The sequence below is a fragment of the Halovenus rubra genome (assembly GCF_026586665.1).
Taxonomy (GTDB): domain Archaea; phylum Halobacteriota; class Halobacteria; order Halobacteriales; family Haloarculaceae; genus Halovenus; species Halovenus rubra.
On record NZ_JAODIY010000004.1, the window covers coordinates 46,669 to 66,046 of the forward strand.

The following is a 19,378-nucleotide window of genomic DNA, read 5'->3' on the forward strand; positions in this document are numbered from 1 at the left end:
GGGGTAAGATACGGATTCGGATGGTTGAGCTATAAACATAGAGAAATTAATAAACTAATAAATAGTAAAACCCAGACAAAATCTGGTGTTGATGTTCTTTCAGAAAGCTGGGATAACCTTCTTCTCCTTGATGCTTGCCGGTATGATGCGTTTGCAGACTGTATCGAGATGGAGGGAAAACTCGAATCACGGATATCGAAAGGCGGGCAGAGTCTAGAGTTTCTGGAAGAAAATTTTGATTCGGGACCGTACAATGATGTTGTTTATGTCTCTGCAAACCCCTACACAGGCAAAATCGATACAGAATTTTTCGAATTGATTAACGTCTGGGATTCTGGGTGGAATTCAAAATACCAGACAGTACTTCCAGAAACGGTGACACAAGCGGCGATCGAAGCGCATGAGAAGTACCCGAACAAGCGGCTGATTGTTCACTATATGCAGCCACATCTGCCGTTTATCGGAGAACAGGGTATGGAGTACCGGCGAACGTATGGTCTCGACGACCCAGAGGGTGACACATCTCTGTCTGTCGGACCTGCACTCCACTATGGCTTGACAGATATAACTACCGAGGAGGCTTGGAACGGATACATAGAGAACCTCTCGATTGTGCTTGATTCGGTGGCCGAGTTGTTAGATGCCGTCGATGGAAAAAGTGTACTCACAGCTGACCACGGCGAACTGTTTGGCGAATGGATTGGGCCAGTTCCGACACCGATGTATGGCCATACTCCTGAGATACGGAAAGAAGAACTCGTCAAGGTTCCGTGGTTCAAGCCAGAGTTTGAGTCAAGAAGAGAGATCGTCGAAGGTTCATCAACACAGACAGCAGATTCTGACCCGGCGCCAACTAAAGATCGGTTGCGCGACCTTGGCTATCTTTGAGGTGGCTACTTTTCAGCCAAGAGTACCCGGTTTACTGATTCGAACGGGAGATTTCGACTAACAATCTGTCGAAATTGACCTGATATTATCAGCAATGAGATAACATACGTTCCTGCCCCAATAAATACCAACCCAAGCACGATTGCAAAATTGTGTTGGACGATTCTGGTTTCACGGACCAGAACATCTAAGATTTTCACGAGGCACCCCATACCAAGTGCAGCAGCCACCTGATTTGCAATCTCATTCGTTGGTGGCTTGATTGTGACCACCTGAACAACCAGCAGGTAACTCACTATCAATCCAAGTAACGCAGAAGTTGCACTCGCAATTGCAGCACCGACCCAACCAAGAGCCCAGATCAAAATGATGTTCAGGGTGATATTTGAGCCTAAAAAGACAACATTAGTCCAGAAAGCGAGGTCAGGACGGTCAATTGCGTTTAAGGAGTTTAGAAGCTGTTGGAGATATGTATAAAAGACCATAGACACAAGCAACAACCACAGTATCTCTGTTCCCTGAACAAACTCCGTGCCATATATTTTGAGTAGTCGGTCTGCCAACAGGCTACCCCCTACGAGTCCAGGAATAACAACAAACCCGCCATACGTCAGCGAATCCTCTATTAATCCTGCAGCAGCTTCTTTTGACTCTTGTGCAGATATTTCACTTATCTCAGGAAAAAGAGCTGTGCTGACTGCTACTCCAAACATATCGAGAAATTTCGTAATTGTCCAGGCTACAGAATAGATCCCAACCAACGATTTTGAAACAAAGATTCCCAAAAGAAGAATGTCAATATCGTTGTATGCTCGGGACTTGAGGCCACTTAACCAAGAGTATTTTGCGTAATTTGCGATGTTTTTAAAATGACGTAAACCTGGCATTTTTGGACGAACGGTGACAAAATAGGAACCAAGCAAGACTACCAGCAAAGCTCCCAAAGCATAGCCAAATAGCATCCCAATCAAGCCCCATCCAATAATAACGAGTGAGACTTGGATGACACTCCGTAACCCGATTTGCAGCGTTTTCAACATAGCCGATACGTGCACCAGATGCGTCGAATTCAGAACAACTCTAATATATCCTCTCAACCAATTCACCACAACTAGCCCTGAAATAACCCAGACCACTGAAACGGGAGATATTTCGGCAAATCCCTCAACGTATGACTCAAGCAAAGAATCTGCAAAGAAGATGACCACTAGTGGTACTATTATCAGTGCCCCGGACAGCAACATTCCAGTCGACAGATAAGCGCCTGGCTCATTGCCTTCGCTTATACGCTTACTCGTCGCTTTTCCGATCCCAATATTCCCAATGAGATTAAACCAGGCCGTGAGTGCGATAATGATGGAATATATTCCGAGTACTTCTGCCCCTAACTCCCGAGCGAAATAAATAGTAGCAACAAATCCAAAGACAGAAGCTAACACCTTCGATACAAAAGTTATGAGAGATGTTTGTCCAATTCTCATGATAATAATTGGAACAGTATAGTCTCTATTTTATGTTTCAATGTCTTACTGCTTGTGTACCAATTGCAACTTTATATTTCGTTGGATTCTAGTGGATTATCTAGTCTACATTCTGTCGACAACATGACCTTTTCTCTCAGTTATCAACACAACGCCTGAACTGATTCAACTGGCCACAGACACCAATCGTTCTCTCACACAGCATTCTTTTTACCCAAATACACGCTTTCCTATACCGCGATTCCTTCAGTGGAGCAACTGCTATCTCTGTGACAACGTCAATGTATCGTGCCTACCTGATTAAATAGGTCCCACTTGACAGCTCTCTCACGTCCGCTATGTCAATAGAATCAAGTAGAATCAAGAGAATTGGAAAACTGATTCAAGAAAGGGCTACTGCTGTTTTGATCTACTGACCCAAACAGCTAATTCACACCATAATTTCTGCTACCCCAAAACGTCTTTTTGTAGTATCTCACACTGCTTTTGTATTGCGTCGTCCAATCTATCTCCATGTTTATTACTTGGGGTAGGGTAACTCTCTTTAAAGATTGCAGTGAGATACGCAATCAACTCAGACTCGTATTTATCTGTGTGTACGTACTCTGAAATAGCAGACTGAAGAATATCTGATAATCTTTTAGGATCTCCTGCCTGGTATATCTGGGGAAGGATACTATAGTGTGGTTCTCCAAAAGTGACTACTGGTTTCTTGTAGAGGGCACCCTCCAGTCCAGCTGTACCAGTAACGGTTGTAACTGCTGTAGATTGTTTGATTAGTTCATGAGAATCTACATTTGGGTGAATAAGTGTGGTGTTCGGAAGATCGCTAATCTCTTTATAATATTTTGGATTTCGAGTTTTATAATTATACAATGCTGGGTGCTCTTTTACATATAATCTATGATTAATTGGCAAACTCTTGCTAATATTTCGAATGACATCTGGTAACTCGACATACATTGGTGCCTTGACCATCGTAGACGCTTCTGGCTGTAGGTGTAATGGAAAATAAACGTACTTTTTGTCGTAGTTCGGTTTTTTGAACAGACTTTTCTTTTTAATGTACTTTCTCCAGAACAACCGCTTGAGAGACACTTTTATTCGGTTTCGCGTCGTACCGTGATAGAAATCGTTCTTGTAATATCGAAAATTCTTTTCATACCAGTACTCAACCGCTTCTTGAAGCTTTGATGATTCTTTTTCTGGCGAAGAGTCTCCGCCGGTATATCCCGGTGTAAGACCTTCTGTACGGAACTTATTCAGAAACGTGGTCGCTTTCTCGTGAGAGTCTGGGTACTTCTTTCCAGCATTAGATTCTATCTGGTTGTACCGATTCCAGATCGCCTCAAACTGATCGGACACTGTCTTTTGCAATCCTTTCCGGTCAAGGACCCTTGTATGCCCTTTTTGTACGGCAGTTCCGTAATCTTCCGTAACAATTCGGAAAGGTATCCAAGTGTAGGCCGAATCCACGTCCGACGTCATGTATACGTCTGGCTCAAACCTCTCAAAAGTCTTGATGAAAAAGTCAAACCACCCACGGAGTAACGCCTTTTGCTTCTTTGGAGGGTACTCAGTATATTTTCGATCCGCCAGCAGCGCAGGCCATAAGTTAGGAACTCCATAGCGGTCTTCAAGCTCTGCAAGCTTCACAGATGTGGCCTGTTGTTCCGTAATTGTATTATGTAGGTCCTGCACGCAGTACAGTGGATCATAATTAACCTCGTCTTGCTGTTTGAGAAATTTGTATGCCCTCCGCCCTACAACTGTAGCTCCCACCTTGTCTACACTGGCACGATTGAGTAGCTCACAGGTCACGTCATGATACGCCTCCGTCGAACCCCAATTGTAGTTTATGAACAGGTTTGTCATGAATTCCTGTGCTTTGAATATTCTGTGTTACTATTGTAATATGCAGGCAGATACTCAGCGTTTTGTAAACAGTCTATACACATACTCTCCTAGCCTAATTGTATCTGTTATCTGCTACAAAAAGCCGATACATAACTGTCCCGATTTGCCTTGTTTTCTGTGTGTTACATTAGTACCGAAAACTAAATTCCCATCCGCGTATCATGATGATTCAATATGAATGTATTGCACGTACTTGGAAATATTAGCGGAACAACGATTCCGGTAGAGATTGCGTCTGCAACTGATAGACTTCCGGACACAAATGTTTCTCTGGTCTCGAAGGACCCATTACCTCAAGAGCTCCCAGACACCGTCGAGAACGATCAAGTACTCACTGATTTGTGCGGGTTCGACGACTTTAGTACATTACTACACGATGTGGGAAAGCGATACGATATCGTTCACACCCACACTGTCGCGGAGGCGGCAAAGGTCGGATACCATGCAATCAGACAACCAATTCATCACGTCAATACACAGCACGGCCACCTTCACTATACTCGTGAAGAAAAAGTCAAAAACATACCTGGTCTCCTGCTAGCAGACACAATTATTTACAACTCGCAGTGTACGTCACGCTCATACAATCTGATTGAAAAGGCTCTCAAATCTCGGGCCAATGAATACGTGGTGCATAATGGTGTAAATATCGATGCAATTCAGTCTTCTCCAACTCCTACCAGTACGTCTCAAACTGTGGTAACTGCAACGCGGCTCATCAAACGAAAAAATCTTGGAACGTTGATTCGGGCAATCGCACACACTGATAACATCTCGCTTCGGATTATTGGTGATGGGCCATATAAATCAGAACTACAGCAGATGACGCGGAAAGCTGGCGTTGAATCACGGGTTGAATTCCTTGGTTATCTTCCAGACCGACAAGACGTGTATGCTGAAATCGCAAACGGAGATGTGTTTGCCCTGCCTTCGCACGGAGAGGGGTTCTGCGTTGCAGTCACAGAAGGGATGGCTGTTGGTCTGCCAGTTGTTGTCAGTGATATCCCGATATTTCATGAGGTTGTTGGTGATGCGGGTGTTTTTGTTGACAGAACAGACCCAGTGTCAATTGCAAACGCTCTTCGAGAACTCCTTGAGAATCCACAAAAAGCCCAGACGATTGGTGAACAGAACCGCACCCGTATCAGAGAGGAGTTCACGCTGGAAGACTGTGCTCGTGGCTATCGTGACGTGTATCGAGCAGAGCTCAGTTAACCCGACACTCTACGGTTGGATACGTTCACATGTATCCTAAGTCTTCGAGGTGGCTTTTGACTTGATTATCTGTCTTATCTTCTTGTTCGTTATCGCTCCATCGAGACCCGGTCTGGTGGCTTCGGTGTCCAAGAGACGACTCGATGACGTTACGGACACCAGTAACACTAGAAATATTGGCGAGCAGATCTGGGTCAGTACTTGAGATCATCGCTTCTTCTGTATGTAAACCGTCCTGAAGTCCATGGTCACTCACAAGAATTAGCACATCCTTGTCTGTGAGGTCATCGAGGAGTTCACCGACAAACTGGTCAATCTCCTCATATGCCTGTCGTTGCATTTCGGGCCGATCGTGAGAGACATGTCCAATCAGGTCAAGGCCACTGGTGTACCCAAATACCAGTTGGTTCTGCTGGCTCCTGACAGCGCGGCGGACACGCGCGATACGAATCATAACCATTTCTATGCACATCTCGTAAAATTCGGCCACATCTGACGAAGTGTGTCCTCCTTTTGCCTCTGGATCTCGCTCAAAAAGGTCTCCCATTCTTCGCCGAAGTTGGTGTTCGCGGTCCTCTGAATCCGGATCCGTAACGTAATTTGGAACACCAATTACTTCGGCGACAGCCTCATCGAACACCGTTGAAAGACCGTTCTCCTCGTAGTAGGTTGCTGGAATCCGAAATGCATCTTGTGACGTATTGTTCAGTAACCACGCCCCCAACCTTGTCTGTAGGCTATCGGGGATTGCATAGTCACTCACTCTAGAGGCCGTCTTGAGAAGCGAACTTTCCCAAGCAACACCGTCATCAAGCAATATTCCATGTTCGTCAGGCTTTTTTCCCGTAATAATCGTTGGCCAGAGTTCGTGGGTGCTTGGATCACCCGCCGAACTGACAATTGTCTCGATCCGCTCGAACTGGTTAAGTGTCAGATTTGGATACTTTTCACGACCAACCAGATCCGGGTCGAGTGCATCGATACCAAGAACGACTACAGTCATGCGTCGGAGTACCTGTGCACAACAGTTATACGTTTCGTCACTTCAACGAAATCTCCTGTAAGATATTCTCGTAACGACTGACAGCTGCCTTGAAGCTGTACTCGGTCTCGATCAGCTCTCGTGCTGCCCTACTAATGTCATCTATCTCTTCGCTTTCGAGAATCGCTGTCACTTCATCTGCAAGAACCGTGGAATCAACCTGATGCATTATAAACCCTGTCTCCTCGTTGTGTACGACATCTGGAACCCCCGAAACAGGCGTTGCATAGGATGGCGTTCCACAGGCCATTCCTTCAAGAACTGTCGTTGGGAGTCCTTCTGTTTCTGCAGAGGGCAACAACAACAACCGAAATCGGTTATACTGATTTGATACCTCATCGTGAGAAACCCAGCCTGGTACCTCGACTTTTCCAGCTGATATTTCTTCAGATAGTTCTTCTTCGAGATATGTCCGATACTCTCCATCACCAACGAAGACGATACGAATGTCGTCCGGAAGGTGTTTAACCATCTCCACGAGCACCGGGATTTGCTTTTCGACATCTAATCGCCCAACGAATCCAACTGTTCGGCCACGGTCCTCAAACGGCGTTTGTACGGCGAACTCATCGGTGTCGATGAACCTGGCACCATGGGGATAGAGTTTATCGTCGTACTGGTCTGCGCCGAGCGTCTCTGCCATCGATGGGGTATAGGTTATGATTGCGTGGGCGGTTCGGTAGCCAGCCTCTTCAAGAGTGGAAACACACTGTGCGAGAAAACGTGCTAACTGATCTGGCAACTGTCTTTCCCACCGAAGTTGGACTGATAACGCAACATCTCCCCGTGGCAGAAGTACAACCTGCTTCCCAACTAGACGAGCAACAATTATCGGGAGGAGATATGATGTCGTACCGAAAAACAGCACGATTCTCTCTTCGCGCGCCACTAGCGACCGACACAGACGTAGCTGGTTGAGAACGAACTGAACCAGCTCGGTGATGATATGGCCGCCAGCACTACGTGAACTATACTCGATAACGTCTTGCTCTGCTCTGAGCGGTGACTCGTCGCCAATGTTGGCGGTGAGAACGACAATAGAGGTTAACTCGCTTAGTATTCGAGCCAAGTCCCGCTCATGGCTTTTTTCTTCGTGGTCTCCTCCCGGTTGCGTAACGATACAGACATCGTCTATTTCACTGGTCATCTCTTGTCTCACTTTTTAATTGGTGGAACAGCGGTCTCAAGTTGTCTCATTAGAACACTGTGTTGGACGTCGTGTCTATGTACGTACTTATGAGCGGACAAATTGAGTGTATCGGTTCACGTGTAACCTCCGCCCTTGGATACGCTGTTCGACATAGACTGTTCGACTCTCCAAGCGGAGCATTGACCAACCTACGTTTATAATAATCGCGTGCAAACGAGACATGATATGACGTTAGTATCTCGATTCATTAGGCGTGTAGAGTCAGATGGACTACTAATGACACTCCATCTGACAGTTGCGTATCTAATTGGAATAAACTTAATAAATATATACAACGCTATCCGCTTCCGTAAACACAAGATTTTCACATCCTGTGATATATCGATACCACTCCCACAGAGTACAACATTGCCACACCCAGTTGGTATCGTAGTTGGGCACGAGGTAGAGATCGGTAAAAACGTTCGGATTCAACAAAATGTCACAATCGGCAGACCTGAACCAGACCCAGAAGCGGGATATCCAACAATCGGAGACAACGTGCGGATCGGTGCCGGATCCGTTGTGCTTGGTAATATCGAATTAAATGATGGGTGTGTTGTTGGTGCAAATGCAGTTGTGGTAGATGATGTCAGTGCGAACACAACTGTTGTTGGTGCGCCGGCCGAGGAAAAATAGAAGCCACCGTCCACCCTACATGCAAGACGGTCCATCACAGACAGTCCGCGAAGAACAAAATACGCGATACTACCGACTAATTAGCGAGTTCGATTCTATTACTGGTGTCTGGGTATTGCTGAATATGTCGTTCAACGACCACGGCGAACCAATTGTGACGACTCCAACAGACCCAATCAAAGACTTCTACAGAGAAGCAGGCAGAGTGCCTCGGGGCTTGACCCCGAGGCAGTCCACGGGATGGGTCTTGATGTGCTCGTGATTGATAATCTCTTGCTCGAAAGGCCAGACACCCACCTAGAACAGTGACTCCTTCCTGAGAAACGTATTCTGAAGAGAAGTTGATCTACTTGGCAAAGAGACCGGCTAATTCTCTTTTTTGTTGCTCTGTTGAATTTTCGGTAGCGCTCTGTTACTGACAACTATTCAGCTGATCTGTTTTGTCACCTTCTGTTAAAACACTCTCGTTGCTGTACGTACCAGCGTATGTTTGATAGTGGGTGTCTGAGGAAAGGCGTCAGTTCACGACCGCTTGACGTCGTCGAGCATCAGCTTCCGGAGCACGTCACCGTAGGCCGGACGGGTGATGCCAACCCCGATGAGAACACCGATAATCGTGATGATGGCAAATCCTTGGAGATCTCCAAGGCTCAGGACCGCCAGTGGACTCATGGCGATAATGGTCGTTCCGGCGGCCATTGCGATGATCCAGAACGCTTTGCGGAACCGGCTCTGGAATACCCGTCCCGTCTCAACTCTTTCTTTCCGTTGTAAGATTTCATCAGCCATGATGATCAGGTCGTCTAACCCTGTTCCAATGACGGCAATGAGCCCGGCGATGTGGGAGAGGTCCAGCGCCATCCCAAAGGAGGCCGCAAAGCCAAGCAACAGGAACACCTCACTCGTTGCAGTGAGGAACATCGGGACAGCAACACGAACATCGCGGTACCAGATGTAAACGACGAACGCAACGGTTATCCACGCTGTAATCGCGGTCAAGAGCGCGAGTGGTTTGAACTGTTGTGCCTGACTGGGTGAGATGAAACTCGCTGATTCGATACTCAGTTCGGTTGGCAACGCTCCGGACCGGAGATTAATTTCGAGTTGCTGGGCCTCCTCAAAGTTACCGGTTTGCAGGATGAACGAAGGAGTCGTGAGGAAGCTGCCCGAGTTAATCGACTCGGCGAGGTCCGGACTCATGCTGGCCCCATAAACGTATTCCCCGTCGACGACTGTGTAGAGACACCATTCGCCCTCTTGTGGACCGCTGTGGGTAGCCGCATCAAACGAACACCGACCAATCCCGTTGCTCGTGAATCCACCTTCCTGCATGACAGTTGCGTATCGTTCTCCGGCTTGACTCTCAAGTGTGACCGGAACGTTTGCCGCTGGGTTCTGTTCGTTGGCAGGCTCTGCAGGCGCGATGCTTGAGAAGTCTTCACCAGTGAGTACTTGCTCGGTTCGCAGCTCCGTTCCGTTTGAGCTCTCAACGGGGTAGCCAGCGATAATCTGAACCCGGCCGGCGTCACCGATGAGTTCTTTAACCGACTCGCGGTCCTCTCCTGGAACCTCGACGTCGATGAAGTTCCCGCCGGTTGCGGAGCCAATTGTTGTTACACTTGACCCGCCAAGCCCTGTTTTGTCGATACGTTCGGATAACGTATCAACGGCAGCACTTCTGCTCTCGCCCGTGACACCGTCTCTGATGTCGTCAACAGTTATGTCAACACCAACTGTTGAGAGTGCATCAACGAAATCCGATTTCGTAACGGATTTATTGAACACTTCAACGTCTGCACTGTTCTGTCCGCGCTGGCGAACAGTAACGTCGATACCCTCAAGACCGAGCTCGTCAGCGATACTCCGCTCGACCGAGCCTTGGTCTTCAGCCGAGATTGAGACTCCCTCAGTGGTCATCCCGATTAGCTTCCCACGAATACGTGTTCCGCCCGAGAGGTCAAGTCCGTACTGAAGATTCGTCGGGTCGTCGAAGCTCTGTTCACTCTCGTTAAGACCAGTCTCACCGGCGTCAGCGCCGAGTGGGCCAAAGAGTGCGAGTGCAGCCAGCACGCAGAGCCCGAGCAACAGTAGCACTCGCCAGTTATCCCGTACGTCTATCATCGTTTCACCCCCTCGTATTTGTACCAGCGAAGTAGACTCATGTTGAGCAAGTACGTGTTCATCAGGTCTGTTGCGAGACCAAACACGAGAATAAGCGCCACCTCCGGGAGCAGGTCAATTCCGAAGTAATAAGAGACAATTCCCATTGTCGTCATAGCTGCCAACGACGTCAGTGTCATCGAGATACCCGTTCGCATCGCCTGATACGCGCTCTCGTAGAAGTCACCGCGGCGTCGCAGAACGTGGTTATTTAATAGGATATCTGAGTCCACGCTATATCCAATAATCATCAGCAGCGCGGCGACTGCGCCGAGGCTGAGCTTGATGCCAAAGACATTCATCAGCGCAACTGGAACAACGATGTCCGAAAATGCTGATGCAACCACTGCCACGCTCGGAATTAGTGCCCGGAACATCGCTGCCACAAGCACGCTCATTCCGACGAATGCAATTATGATACCGAGTAATGCTTCTTGTTGTGTGTCACTCCCGAACGTCGCGGAGCGAGTATCGATTGACTGGATTGCATTGTCACCGTATTCATCTGTAATTACTGACTCCAGTTGTGCAGTCTCTTCGAGTTGTGTCTCGACTTCGTAATCACTGCCAAAGCCGATTGCTCGAACCGATTCAATGTCGAACTCTGCCTCCAGCACGTCACGGACATCACCGGTTGACGCGTCCTCGGCAGTAAACTGGACTGTGGTACCACCTGTAAATTCAAAGCCTAGTGCAACTGGTGTCCCCGTCACCAGATACGCAATGAGAATAATTCCCAGAGCGAGAGCAAGAACCGCCAAAGGTATGGCCGCTAACTGACGGTTAGAGTAGTCTTGATAGGGGACCCTCTCTACGTCGATACGTCCCATGGGATTTGGTGGTACACCGGGCTGAATAAGCTTTTTCTTCTATCCCTCTCGGAACATCTCTTTTATTGTCATTTGTATACTGGTGCCATGCGCTGGTCAGTAGCATTTTCTGCAGTGCATCTGAACTACTAGTCAAGTGAACCCAATATGAAATTTGATATAATACACGGCGACATCGCACAGCAGTCAGCCGACGTACTGGGTACCGCTGCGGGGACGACCCTACAGATGGGGTCAGGCGTTGCCGGTGCGCTCCGTCGCGGTGCTGGCTTTTCTTGATGCCGTGCCGGCCGGTTTCCAAACCGTTAACGCTGTCGCGCTCGGTAGCCAGTAGCATGACTCAAGCCGCTGACGTTATTTTGACCAACGGGGCTGTCCACCCGCTTACGAACGGCGAAACAGGAGCGCCACGGGCCGAAGCTGTCGCCGTCAAAGACGGCACCATCGTGCGAGTCGACTCCGCGTACGAAGTCGACTTCTTGAACGGTGTGGAGACAGACGTTGTTGATCTTGAAGGCCGGACGCTCCTACCCGGATTTATCGACGCTCACACACATATGGTGATGGTGGGGCGTTACGCTGCGGAGGCCGATCTCTCCGGCGTTGCTGACCCCCAGAGTTGTCTGGACCTGTTAGCCAACCAGCGCGACGAGAGTGAGGGATGGGTTCTTGGCTTTGGTTACGATGAGAGCAACTGGGGTGGCGACTACCTCACACGCGACCAACTTGACAACATCAGCACGGAGCGACCGGTCGTGGCCTACCGAGAGGACATGCACCTTGCCTCAGTCAACAGTGTGGTCCTCAACGGTTACCAAGACCAGATGCCCACCGGTGACGTTCGGACCGAGAGTGGCGAGCCGACTGGTGTGCTCGTTGAGGACGCGCTTGACGTCCTCTGGGATGAAATTAGTCCCGACCCTGCCGGAATGCGTGAATATCTTCGCGCGGCGCAGGACGAAGCAAACAGTCTTGGTATTACCGGTGTCCACGATATGGTCCGTCAGTCCCACGCTCCGCGGGTCTATCGGGACATGGATATGGACGACGAACTTTCGCTTCGGGTACGTATCAATTACTGGCGTGACCATCTTGATGCGGTACTAGAGGCGGGCCTCCGAACGAACCATGGTAGCGACCGCGTGCAAGTTGGCGGAATCAAGACATTTACTGATGGGAGTATTGGTGGCCGGACGGCCCGCCTGTCTGAACCGTACGACGACGCCGACGAGGTTGGTGATTGGGTGGTCGACCCAGAAACCGTCCGGGAACTTGTCGAACAGGTTGACGATGCCGGGTTACAGATGACAATTCACGCAATCGGCGATAACGCCATTGAACTCGCACTTGACGCATACGAGTCGGCCGACGGTGAGCGACACCGTATCGAACATGTCGAAGTGGTACGGGATGACCTCGTCGAGCGTCTTGCCGATGATGATGTAGTGGTTTCGGCACAGCCAAACTTCCTCAAGTGGGCACGAGAGGACGGGCTGTACGCTGATAGGCTCGGTGAGGAACGCCGGACAGCATCGAACCCGCTTGGCACCTTACTAGCTGCTGGGGCTACCCTTGCATTCGGCAGTGACTGCATGCCGATGGACCCGCTTTTTGGTATCGACCAGACAGTAAATGCACCGGCAAGCGGACAAGAACTCTCAGTTACGGATGCGCTCCGTGGCTATACTTCTGGAGCGGCCTACGCCGGGTTCGACGAGGACCGCCTCGGTACAATCGAGGAGGGCAACTGCGCCGACTTCGTAGCGCTGGCAGAGTCACCGTGGGAAACCGACGATATCGCTGGCATTGATGTGTCGATGACTGTTGTCGGCGGGGACGTTGTGTATGACGCTCGCGAGTAACTAGCTCGCACTCTTAGAAGGGGAAACCACTACACCATTAAGCCTACCACACGAACAAACCATATGAATGTAAGCCCAGTCCGGGTCGACGCGGCTGTCGACCTCAGCTATGGCGTCTTAATTTTTGCCGCAGTCCTCGTTATGATTCTCGGTCCCGAATCAGTCGGACTGGCATTTGGTATCGGTGTTTTGCTCTCGTATGTTATCCACGTCGTTTGGAAGATGGCACGATTCGACGCTGAGTGGATGACCCGGACCGTACAGGAAACTGTCGACGAAACAGTTGGCAAAACTGTCGAGGACACTGTCGGCGAGAAGATGGACGAGACGGTCGAACAGTCGGTCGGAGAGGCTGTCGAAGACACCGTTTCGAAGGAGGTTAGCCAGCAGGTCGAGGCAACTGTTGAACAGACAGTCGAAGGTGCCGTCGAGCAGTCTGTTGAAGGAACTGTCGAAGAATCCGTTGAGAGTGCAGTCGAAGAGTCCGTTGAACAGACCGTTGAAGGGGCCGTCGAGGAAACGGTTGAGAGTGCAGTCGAAGAATCCGTTGAAGAGACGGTTGAAGGGGCCGTCGAGGGAACGGTAGAGGGTGCAGTCGAGGAATCCGTCGAAGAGACTGTTGAAGGTGCAGTCGAAGAGTCCGTAGAGGAGACAGTCGAAGGTGCTGTCGAGGAAACGGTAGAGGGTGCAGTCGAGGAGTCCGTCGAAGAGACCGTTGAAGGGGCCGTCGAGGAAACGGTTGAAAGTGCAGTCGAGGAATCTGTTGAGAGTGCAGTCGAGGAGTCCGTTGAAGAGACCGTCGAAGGTGCAGTCGAAGAGTCCGTAGAGGAGACAGTCGAAGGTGCTGTCGAGGAAACGGTAGAGGGTGCAGTCGAAGAGTCCGTTGAAGAGACTGTCGAAGGTGCCGTAGAAGAAGCGGTTACAGAGGCAGTACAGGAGATGGAGGGACCATCACGACCAGAGAGCGACGACGGAGAGACATAACCCGGAAGACCAGTTATGTTAAGCCATTCGGTGTAAATTGATAGGTATGAACGAGCTTGTAACATTTGGGGAGACGCCGTTACGACTGTCCCCGCCTGGCAAGACACGTGTCGAGAGTGCAGGACAGATGGAACTGTTCGCTGATGGGACCGAAAGCAATGTTGCTGTTGCTGCTTCAACACTTGGGACTGATGCACTTTGGGTGAGTAAACTCCCAGACACTGCTGTCGGAAAAAACGTCACACGACAAATCACGTCAACTGGTGTCGAAACGTCGATTACGTGGTCCGATGCGGACCACCGCCAAGGAATCTCGTTTCGCGAAGCGGCGGCATCACCACGAGAGAGCACGTACTGGCACGACCGTGACCGGACGGCACTGGCGACTACAGCGCCGGGTGACCTTCCCATGGAACAGATACAGGAGGCGTCTGTTGTCTACACCTCGTTGAGCAGTGCTGTTCTTTCGGAGGCCGCGACAAACACCGCCGAGGCGATGCTTCGCGCGGGCACTGGAGGCGGTGCTGTAACTGCTGTCGAACTGGATTATACACCCGGTCTGGAGTCTGCTAATTCGTACGCTCACGCTTTCGACCAAGTCAAAAGCGAAGTTGATGTGCTCATTACCTCTGAGGAGGCGGTTTCCGATGTGCTTGAGGAGACGGGTTCACCACGGGAACTGACGAATACGCTATCGGCGCTCTATGACCTCCAGATTGTCGTTATCAGGCGTGACGATGGGAGTGCCATTGCGCTTCACGACACTCCCGGGACAAACGTCGTTCACGAACGCTCAGAAATCCCGTCTGACTCCGTTGATCCGACTGGTGAAGCTAGTGCATTCACTGGTGGTTTCCTCCACGAGCTCATCCAGGGCTCGGATACTGCGCGTGCTGTCACTGTCGGAGTCGCGTGTTCCGTCTTTGCAAAAACCCTCTCGGGACCATTCTTGCGCGTTGAACCCGAGGAAATCGAACCGATTGCAGACGAAGTCGTCGATCACTCACAATAATGCTATGATTTTGCTCACGGACGTCCACAACGAACACGGTGCACAGTTCGGTAAACGCGGCGGGAAAGATGTCGTCACCCAGTACGGCCGTCCGGAGCGGTCACACCGTGCCGTCCGCAACGCTGCGGGCGTCATCGAGTACGGTTCTGATATCCTCACGGTCACCGGTGAGGACCGACGTGAATTTGTCGATAATGCTGTCTCGAATGTCGTTCCTGACGCTGATGGCCACGGGGTATACTCACTTCTCTTGACGCCTCAGGGTCGGATTCGGACGGACATGTACATCTTCAACGCTGGCGAGCGCCTGCTCATCTTCCTTCCGCATGGGCTCGGTAAAGAAATTGCCGAGGACTGGGACGAAAAGACATTCATCCAAGATGTAACGATTGAGTCTGCAAGCGACGAGTTCGCTCGGTTCGGCGTCCACGGACCCAAGGCAACTGAAAAGATTGCCAGTGTGTTTTCGGCTGAGACGCCACGTGAACCGCTCACGTTTTCTCGTGGGTCGATGGGTGATATTGGTGTTACTGTCATCCGGACCGACGGGCAGACCGGAGAAGAGGGATACGATGTCATTGCTGGTGCCGACGATGCAATGTACGTCTTTGATACGCTGGTGAACCGAGGGCAGAACGCTGCTCCGTTTGGCTACCGGACATGGGAGTCACTCACGCTCGAGGCTGGCACTCCGCTATTTCGATCAGAACTCGAAGACGGAGTGCCGAACAACCTTGACCTCGACAACGCTGTCGACTTCGACAAAGGGTGTTTTGTCGGCCAAGAGGTCGTTTCCCGGGTCGAAAACCGCGGTGAACCGACAAAGCGACTCGTCGGTCTCGTCACTGAGGAACTCACAACGGCCGGTGCTGCAGTGTTCGATGGTGACGAACACGCCGGCGAAATTACGCGAACGATGGAGAGTCCGCTCCGCGACACACCATTTGCGTTTGCAATCGTTAATCGAGAGATTGGAGAGAAAATCGGCGAGGATGCTGCACTTTCAGTTCGGGCCGACGGCGAGGAGGTCGTTGCAACTGCACTTTCACTCCCGTTCGTTGACGGCTCAGAAGAGTCGGCGCGGCTCCCGAGTCTGTAGGTCTCTTTGAGACCGCCGTTCTTGAATAGCTGCGCTATTCTTCGTAGGCGAGGTTCATCACAAACTGGGAGAACAGCTCGCTTTGTGGGTCAACTTCCTCGTCGCCGACGAACGGCGAGAGCATGTCACCGGCCATCAGTAGCGAGAATTCGAGGTCCTTTGCGGTTGGCGACAAATAGTAGGTGTTGTGTCCCTCGTACACTGTCTCCTCGCGGTTGATGAGGTCTTCCTCACTGAGAGAGTCAACGATACGACTCCCCTTTCTGGATGACACATCGAGCTCTTTCCAGAAGTTACTCTGATGAATCCCGCCCGTTTCACGAACGAGTTCCAGCCCTCGGCGCTCATCTTCGGAGAGTTCATTCTCCGCCGATGTGGTGCTCATGTACAGTCTTTGTCACTGCTCTACTAAAATAGTAGCTTCGATTCATCCCTGGTCGGAGAGTCCCACCGCTTAGACCGACGCATTGACGCGCTCGAACGCCGTCTCACAGGGTGGCCCGTCCGCATACTCATAGGTACGTTCGTCCGCGCCAAGTTTGACCAGTGATGCGCTCCTGGTGCCAAACCCGTCGTCATGGACACAGACGCTATACTCGTGGTTACCGAGTATCTCAGAGGCTCGGTCGAGCCACTCCTCTGCTTGTGCACCCGGTTCGGGCTTGAGCGTCTCGCGCACGGCGTCGGCGTTTGCGGCCTGCCCTCTGGCAGCCTCTTGTCGATGTGCTGGAATGGAGTACCCTCCATCGGCACCGACGTTCACGACGACGTGGACGCCGGGCGTAAGATTCGTCACTGTTCGCTCCTGTCCCGACTCTACGAGCATTGCGGCGTGTTCGTCTGCTGCCAGCAGGTAGCATCCATCGTAGATTCGCTCGTCGAGTTCCTGCTCGACGGCTCTGATGGCGTCTTCGGCCGTCTCGGACGCCAGCGCGTCGCGGACGAGTAGACCCCGCGAACGCTCGCCCTCTCTGTCAGCGTCGAGCCAGCGGTTCGTCACGCCGACGAGGACGCCGTGTTCGTTGTACCCGAGCCACGTTCCCTCAGCTTCCAGGTCTATCGGCGCGATAGCGCGCGCTCCCCAGTCACGGCGTGCAGGCGGCTCGGAGGGCCTTCCGAGCGCTTCATCGCGGTTGGCCGCCACCAGTACCGGTGCGTCCTCGAACACCTGCCAGGCGAGAGTGAGCGTACACACGACCGCATCTACGTCGCGGGTCAACTAAAGCCGAAGGGTCGACTCTGCCCGCAGGTGGTGTGGTTTTTGCTTAAGCGAGCACCCAGCGATATCCAATGGCACAAGAAATCTTCCACGCCGACGTTCACCTGTCCCAACTGTATCGTTCCAGCGAGAAACTTGCGGACGTGCTGGCATGGTTCGATTTCGACGACCTCACCTACGAGCCACTGCCAGTTTTCGGGTCACAGAAGAGTATCGTCGCGGAAACGCCTACTTGAGAGTCGGTCCATCGGTACGAGGATTCGCTGGCGGTCCCTGGGATGGATTGCGATGTTGTCACACTTCCGCTGTATGCCGGACAGAGCGCTGGGCTGGCGGATGAGTTGCAGTCTGCAACAAGCCTTGTCGAGGAACTCAAAACGCAGATGCTTACGGCGCTGTCGGAACTTCCTGAAGTTACTCGTCGCCGAGGATGACCCGGTCGGTCATCTTTGCCGGGTCGAGGACTTCATCAGCCTCGTCCGCGGTCAGGTAGCCTTTCTCGACGGCGACTTCACGGACGGTTTTATCTTCTTTTAGGGCGGCTTTCGCGACTTCACTTGCCTTGTCGTAGCCAATGGCTGGATTGAGCGCTGTTGCCAGTGCCATGCTCTGCTGGACCTTATCGGCACAATGCTCACGGTTCGCTTCGAGTTTGGCCACAAACCGTTCGGCGAACACCTCACTGCTGTTGGCGATAATCTTTGCTGACTGGAGGAAGTTGTAGGCGAGGACAGGCTTGTAGAGGTTGAGATCGATTTGTCCCTCGGCTGCGCCCGCGGAGATCGCTGCGTCGTTGCCGACGACTTGCTTGTGGACTTGGTTGACAGACTCGGCGACGACGGGGTTGATTTTGCCGGGCATAATTGAGGAGCCTGGCTGATTCTCTGGCTGTTCGAGTTCGCCAAGTCCGTTGCGCGGCCCCGAAGCGAGCAGTCGGAGGTCGTTTGCAATCTTGTTGAGGCTGCCAGCGACGGTTCGAAGCGCGCCGTGGGCCTCGCTCATGGCATCGTGGGCTGCTTGTGCTTCAAAGTGATCGTCGGCCTCACGGAAAGCAACGTTCGTTTCTTCTGAGATGTACTCGGCGGCCCGCCACGGGAATTCGGGGTGAGTGTTCAGGCCCGTCCCGGTTGCGGTGCCGCCAAGCGCGAGCTCCGAGAGGTGGTCACGCGTGTTCTGGACGCGTTCGATGCCTTTCTCGACTTGAGTCCGGTAGCCGCCGAACTCTTGCCCGAGGGTGACTGGTGTCGCATCCTGCAGATGCGTCCGTCCTGTCTTGACCACACCGTCGAACGCTGCTTGTTTGGCCTCCAACTCGTCACGAAGTGTGTTGAGCGCCGGGAGCACATCGTGTTCGACAGCTTCGAGCGAGGCGACGTGCATCGCCGTTGGAATCACATCGTTGCTCGACTGGCCGTAGTTGACGTGGTCGTTTGGATGAATCTCACGAGTTCCAATCTCACCGCCCGCGAGCTCTGTTGCACGGTTGGCGATGACCTCGTTTGCGTTCATATTCGAGGAAGTGCCCGACCCGGTCTGGAAGATATCGACCGGGAACTGGTCGTCGTGGTCACCAGCAATTACCTCGTCCGCAGCGTCGATGATATGCTGTGCCTTGTCGTCGGCGACAAGAGTGAGGTCACGGTTTGCTTCCGCGGCGGATTTCTTTACAATACCGAGGGCCCGAATAAACCGTCGTCCGAACGTAGCGTCGCTGACCGGGAAGTTCTCGACAGCTCGCTGGGTCTGTGCTCCCCAGTAGGCGTCGGCTGGAACCTGCATTTCGCCGAGGCTGTCCTCTTCCGTGCGAAAGTCCTCGTCAGTCATATACGTCACAGTGTTCG

At 51.6% G+C, this 19,378-nt stretch carries 19 protein-coding genes and 1 pseudogene; 11 read left to right on the plus strand and 9 right to left on the minus strand.

The features are described 5' to 3' along the window. Positions 1–168 precede the first annotated feature (168 nt). Positions 169–888, plus strand: coding sequence for an alkaline phosphatase family protein (locus N5098_RS02540; RefSeq protein ID WP_267636128.1), 720 nt, complete (start codon positions 169–171; stop codon positions 886–888). Positions 889–893: 5 nt separating this feature from the next. Here the strand turns inward: N5098_RS02540 and N5098_RS02545 are convergent, their stop codons facing one another. After that, positions 894–2,369 carry a flippase gene (locus tag N5098_RS02545; protein ID WP_267636129.1) on the minus strand — a complete coding sequence of 492 codons (1,476 nt, stop codon included), beginning with the start codon at positions 2,367–2,369 and terminating at the stop codon, positions 894–896. Between the two features lie 447 nt (positions 2,370–2,816). Beyond that, entirely contained in the window at positions 2,817–4,244 is a 1,428-nt protein-coding gene (locus N5098_RS02550; protein WP_267636130.1) for a capsular polysaccharide export protein, LipB/KpsS family, read from the minus strand. A 216-nt stretch (positions 4,245–4,460) separates the two neighbouring features. On the opposite strand from N5098_RS02550, the gene N5098_RS02555 reads away from it, so the two are divergent. After that, positions 4,461–5,501 (plus strand): glycosyltransferase family 4 protein, encoded by a 1,041-nt coding sequence (locus N5098_RS02555; protein WP_267636131.1) that lies wholly within the window; start codon positions 4,461–4,463, stop codon positions 5,499–5,501. Between the two features lie 25 nt (positions 5,502–5,526). Here N5098_RS02555 and N5098_RS02560 read toward each other — a convergent pair whose 3' ends face one another. Next, positions 5,527–6,504, minus strand: a complete 978-nt coding sequence (locus tag N5098_RS02560) for an alkaline phosphatase family protein (protein ID WP_267636132.1) — start codon at positions 6,502–6,504, stop codon at positions 5,527–5,529. A 37-nt stretch (positions 6,505–6,541) separates the two neighbouring features. Continuing rightward, positions 6,542–7,690: a glycosyltransferase family 4 protein gene (locus N5098_RS02565; RefSeq protein ID WP_267636133.1), complete on the minus strand. Its 1,149-nt coding sequence runs from the start codon at positions 7,688–7,690 to the stop codon at positions 6,542–6,544. A 279-nt stretch (positions 7,691–7,969) separates the two neighbouring features. Between N5098_RS02565 and N5098_RS02570 the strand changes: the two genes are divergently transcribed. Further along, complete coding sequence (locus N5098_RS02570) at positions 7,970–8,371, plus strand: serine O-acetyltransferase (protein WP_267636134.1); 402 nt, start codon at positions 7,970–7,972, stop codon at positions 8,369–8,371. A gap of 19 nt (positions 8,372–8,390) precedes the next feature. Then, complete coding sequence (locus tag N5098_RS17505) at positions 8,391–8,633, plus strand: carbamoyltransferase C-terminal domain-containing protein (protein WP_382230470.1); 243 nt, start codon at positions 8,391–8,393, stop codon at positions 8,631–8,633. 260 nt (positions 8,634–8,893) lie between these two features. Here the strand turns inward: N5098_RS17505 and N5098_RS02575 are convergent, their stop codons facing one another. Both N5098_RS02575 and secF read right to left on the minus strand, forming a co-directional pair. Next, on the minus strand, positions 8,894–10,492 hold the full coding sequence (locus tag N5098_RS02575; protein ID WP_267636135.1) for a preprotein translocase subunit SecD: 1,599 nt from the start codon (positions 10,490–10,492) through the stop codon (positions 8,894–8,896). After that, positions 10,489–11,361 carry a protein translocase subunit SecF gene (secF, locus tag N5098_RS02580; RefSeq protein ID WP_267636136.1) on the minus strand — a complete coding sequence of 291 codons (873 nt, stop codon included), beginning with the start codon at positions 11,359–11,361 and terminating at the stop codon, positions 10,489–10,491. Before secF ends, N5098_RS02575 begins: the two co-directional genes overlap by 4 nt. A 147-nt stretch (positions 11,362–11,508) precedes the next feature. Between secF and N5098_RS02585 the strand changes: the two are divergent. From N5098_RS02585 to ygfZ, 5 genes and pseudogenes are all read left to right on the plus strand, one after another. After that, positions 11,509–11,631, plus strand: a pseudogene (locus N5098_RS02585) (macro domain-containing protein); the annotation flags it as partial. Between the two features lie 65 nt (positions 11,632–11,696). After that, the gene (locus tag N5098_RS02590) at positions 11,697–13,223 is read left to right on the plus strand and encodes an amidohydrolase (protein WP_267636137.1); all 1,527 of its coding nucleotides are present in this window, start codon (positions 11,697–11,699) and stop codon (positions 13,221–13,223) included. Between the two features lie 63 nt (positions 13,224–13,286). Further along, positions 13,287–14,207 (plus strand): hypothetical protein, encoded by a 921-nt coding sequence (locus tag N5098_RS02595; protein WP_267636138.1) that lies wholly within the window; start codon positions 13,287–13,289, stop codon positions 14,205–14,207. A 46-nt stretch (positions 14,208–14,253) separates the two neighbouring features. Continuing rightward, complete coding sequence (locus N5098_RS02600; protein ID WP_267636139.1) at positions 14,254–15,219, plus strand: PfkB family carbohydrate kinase; 966 nt, start codon at positions 14,254–14,256, stop codon at positions 15,217–15,219. A 4-nt stretch (positions 15,220–15,223) separates the two neighbouring features. Then, on the plus strand, positions 15,224–16,318 hold the full coding sequence (gene ygfZ, locus N5098_RS02605; RefSeq protein WP_267636140.1) for a CAF17-like 4Fe-4S cluster assembly/insertion protein YgfZ: 1,095 nt from the start codon (positions 15,224–15,226) through the stop codon (positions 16,316–16,318). 34 nt (positions 16,319–16,352) lie between these two features. Here the strand turns inward: ygfZ and N5098_RS02610 are convergent, their stop codons facing one another. Together N5098_RS02610 and N5098_RS02615 are read right to left on the minus strand one after the other, a co-directional pair. After that, positions 16,353–16,703 carry a helix-turn-helix transcriptional regulator gene (locus N5098_RS02610; RefSeq protein WP_267636141.1) on the minus strand — a complete coding sequence of 117 codons (351 nt, stop codon included), beginning with the start codon at positions 16,701–16,703 and terminating at the stop codon, positions 16,353–16,355. Between the two features lie 69 nt (positions 16,704–16,772). Continuing rightward, positions 16,773–17,513 (minus strand): NRDE family protein, encoded by a 741-nt coding sequence (locus N5098_RS02615; protein ID WP_267636142.1) that lies wholly within the window; start codon positions 17,511–17,513, stop codon positions 16,773–16,775. Positions 17,514–17,608: 95 nt separating this feature from the next. Between N5098_RS02615 and N5098_RS02620 the strand changes: the two genes are divergently transcribed. Then, positions 17,609–17,773 (plus strand): hypothetical protein, encoded by a 165-nt coding sequence (locus N5098_RS02620; RefSeq protein ID WP_267636143.1) that lies wholly within the window; start codon positions 17,609–17,611, stop codon positions 17,771–17,773. 42 nt (positions 17,774–17,815) lie between these two features. Then, the gene (locus N5098_RS02625; RefSeq protein WP_267636144.1) at positions 17,816–17,971 is read left to right on the plus strand and encodes a hypothetical protein; all 156 of its coding nucleotides are present in this window, start codon (positions 17,816–17,818) and stop codon (positions 17,969–17,971) included. Here the strand turns inward: N5098_RS02625 and N5098_RS02630 are convergent. Then, positions 17,952–19,361 (minus strand): class II fumarate hydratase, encoded by a 1,410-nt coding sequence (locus tag N5098_RS02630; RefSeq protein ID WP_267636145.1) that lies wholly within the window; start codon positions 19,359–19,361, stop codon positions 17,952–17,954. The two genes, N5098_RS02625 and N5098_RS02630, sit on opposite strands and share 20 nt — an antisense overlap. Positions 19,362–19,378 lie beyond the last annotated feature (17 nt).

Coding starts and splice junctions, on each gene's coding strand:
- N5098_RS02565 (WP_267636133.1), bottom strand. CDS start 7,690: ATGACCAGTGAAATAGACGATGTCTGTATCGTTACGCAACCGGGAGGA.
- N5098_RS02610 (WP_267636141.1), bottom strand. CDS start 16,703: ATGAGCACCACATCGGCGGAGAATGAACTCTCCGAAGATGAGCGCCGA.
- N5098_RS02590 (WP_267636137.1), top strand. CDS start 11,697: ATGACTCAAGCCGCTGACGTTATTTTGACCAACGGGGCTGTCCACCCG.
- N5098_RS02550 (WP_267636130.1), bottom strand. CDS start 4,244: ATGACAAACCTGTTCATAAACTACAATTGGGGTTCGACGGAGGCGTAT.
- N5098_RS02600 (WP_267636139.1), top strand. CDS start 14,254: ATGAACGAGCTTGTAACATTTGGGGAGACGCCGTTACGACTGTCCCCG.
- N5098_RS02540 (WP_267636128.1), top strand. CDS start 169: ATGGAGGGAAAACTCGAATCACGGATATCGAAAGGCGGGCAGAGTCTA.
- N5098_RS02620 (WP_267636143.1), top strand. CDS start 17,609: ATGGCACAAGAAATCTTCCACGCCGACGTTCACCTGTCCCAACTGTAT.
- N5098_RS02545 (WP_267636129.1), bottom strand. CDS start 2,369: ATGAGAATTGGACAAACATCTCTCATAACTTTTGTATCGAAGGTGTTA.
- N5098_RS02625 (WP_267636144.1), top strand. CDS start 17,816: ATGGATTGCGATGTTGTCACACTTCCGCTGTATGCCGGACAGAGCGCT.
- N5098_RS02595 (WP_267636138.1), top strand. CDS start 13,287: ATGAATGTAAGCCCAGTCCGGGTCGACGCGGCTGTCGACCTCAGCTAT.
- N5098_RS02555 (WP_267636131.1), top strand. CDS start 4,461: ATGAATGTATTGCACGTACTTGGAAATATTAGCGGAACAACGATTCCG.
- N5098_RS02570 (WP_267636134.1), top strand. CDS start 7,970: ATGACACTCCATCTGACAGTTGCGTATCTAATTGGAATAAACTTAATA.
- N5098_RS02575 (WP_267636135.1), bottom strand. CDS start 10,492: ATGATAGACGTACGGGATAACTGGCGAGTGCTACTGTTGCTCGGGCTC.
- N5098_RS17505 (WP_382230470.1), top strand. CDS start 8,391: ATGCAAGACGGTCCATCACAGACAGTCCGCGAAGAACAAAATACGCGA.
- ygfZ (WP_267636140.1), top strand. CDS start 15,224: ATGATTTTGCTCACGGACGTCCACAACGAACACGGTGCACAGTTCGGT.
- N5098_RS02630 (WP_267636145.1), bottom strand. CDS start 19,361: ATGACTGACGAGGACTTTCGCACGGAAGAGGACAGCCTCGGCGAAATG.
- N5098_RS02560 (WP_267636132.1), bottom strand. CDS start 6,504: ATGACTGTAGTCGTTCTTGGTATCGATGCACTCGACCCGGATCTGGTT.
- secF (WP_267636136.1), bottom strand. CDS start 11,361: ATGGGACGTATCGACGTAGAGAGGGTCCCCTATCAAGACTACTCTAAC.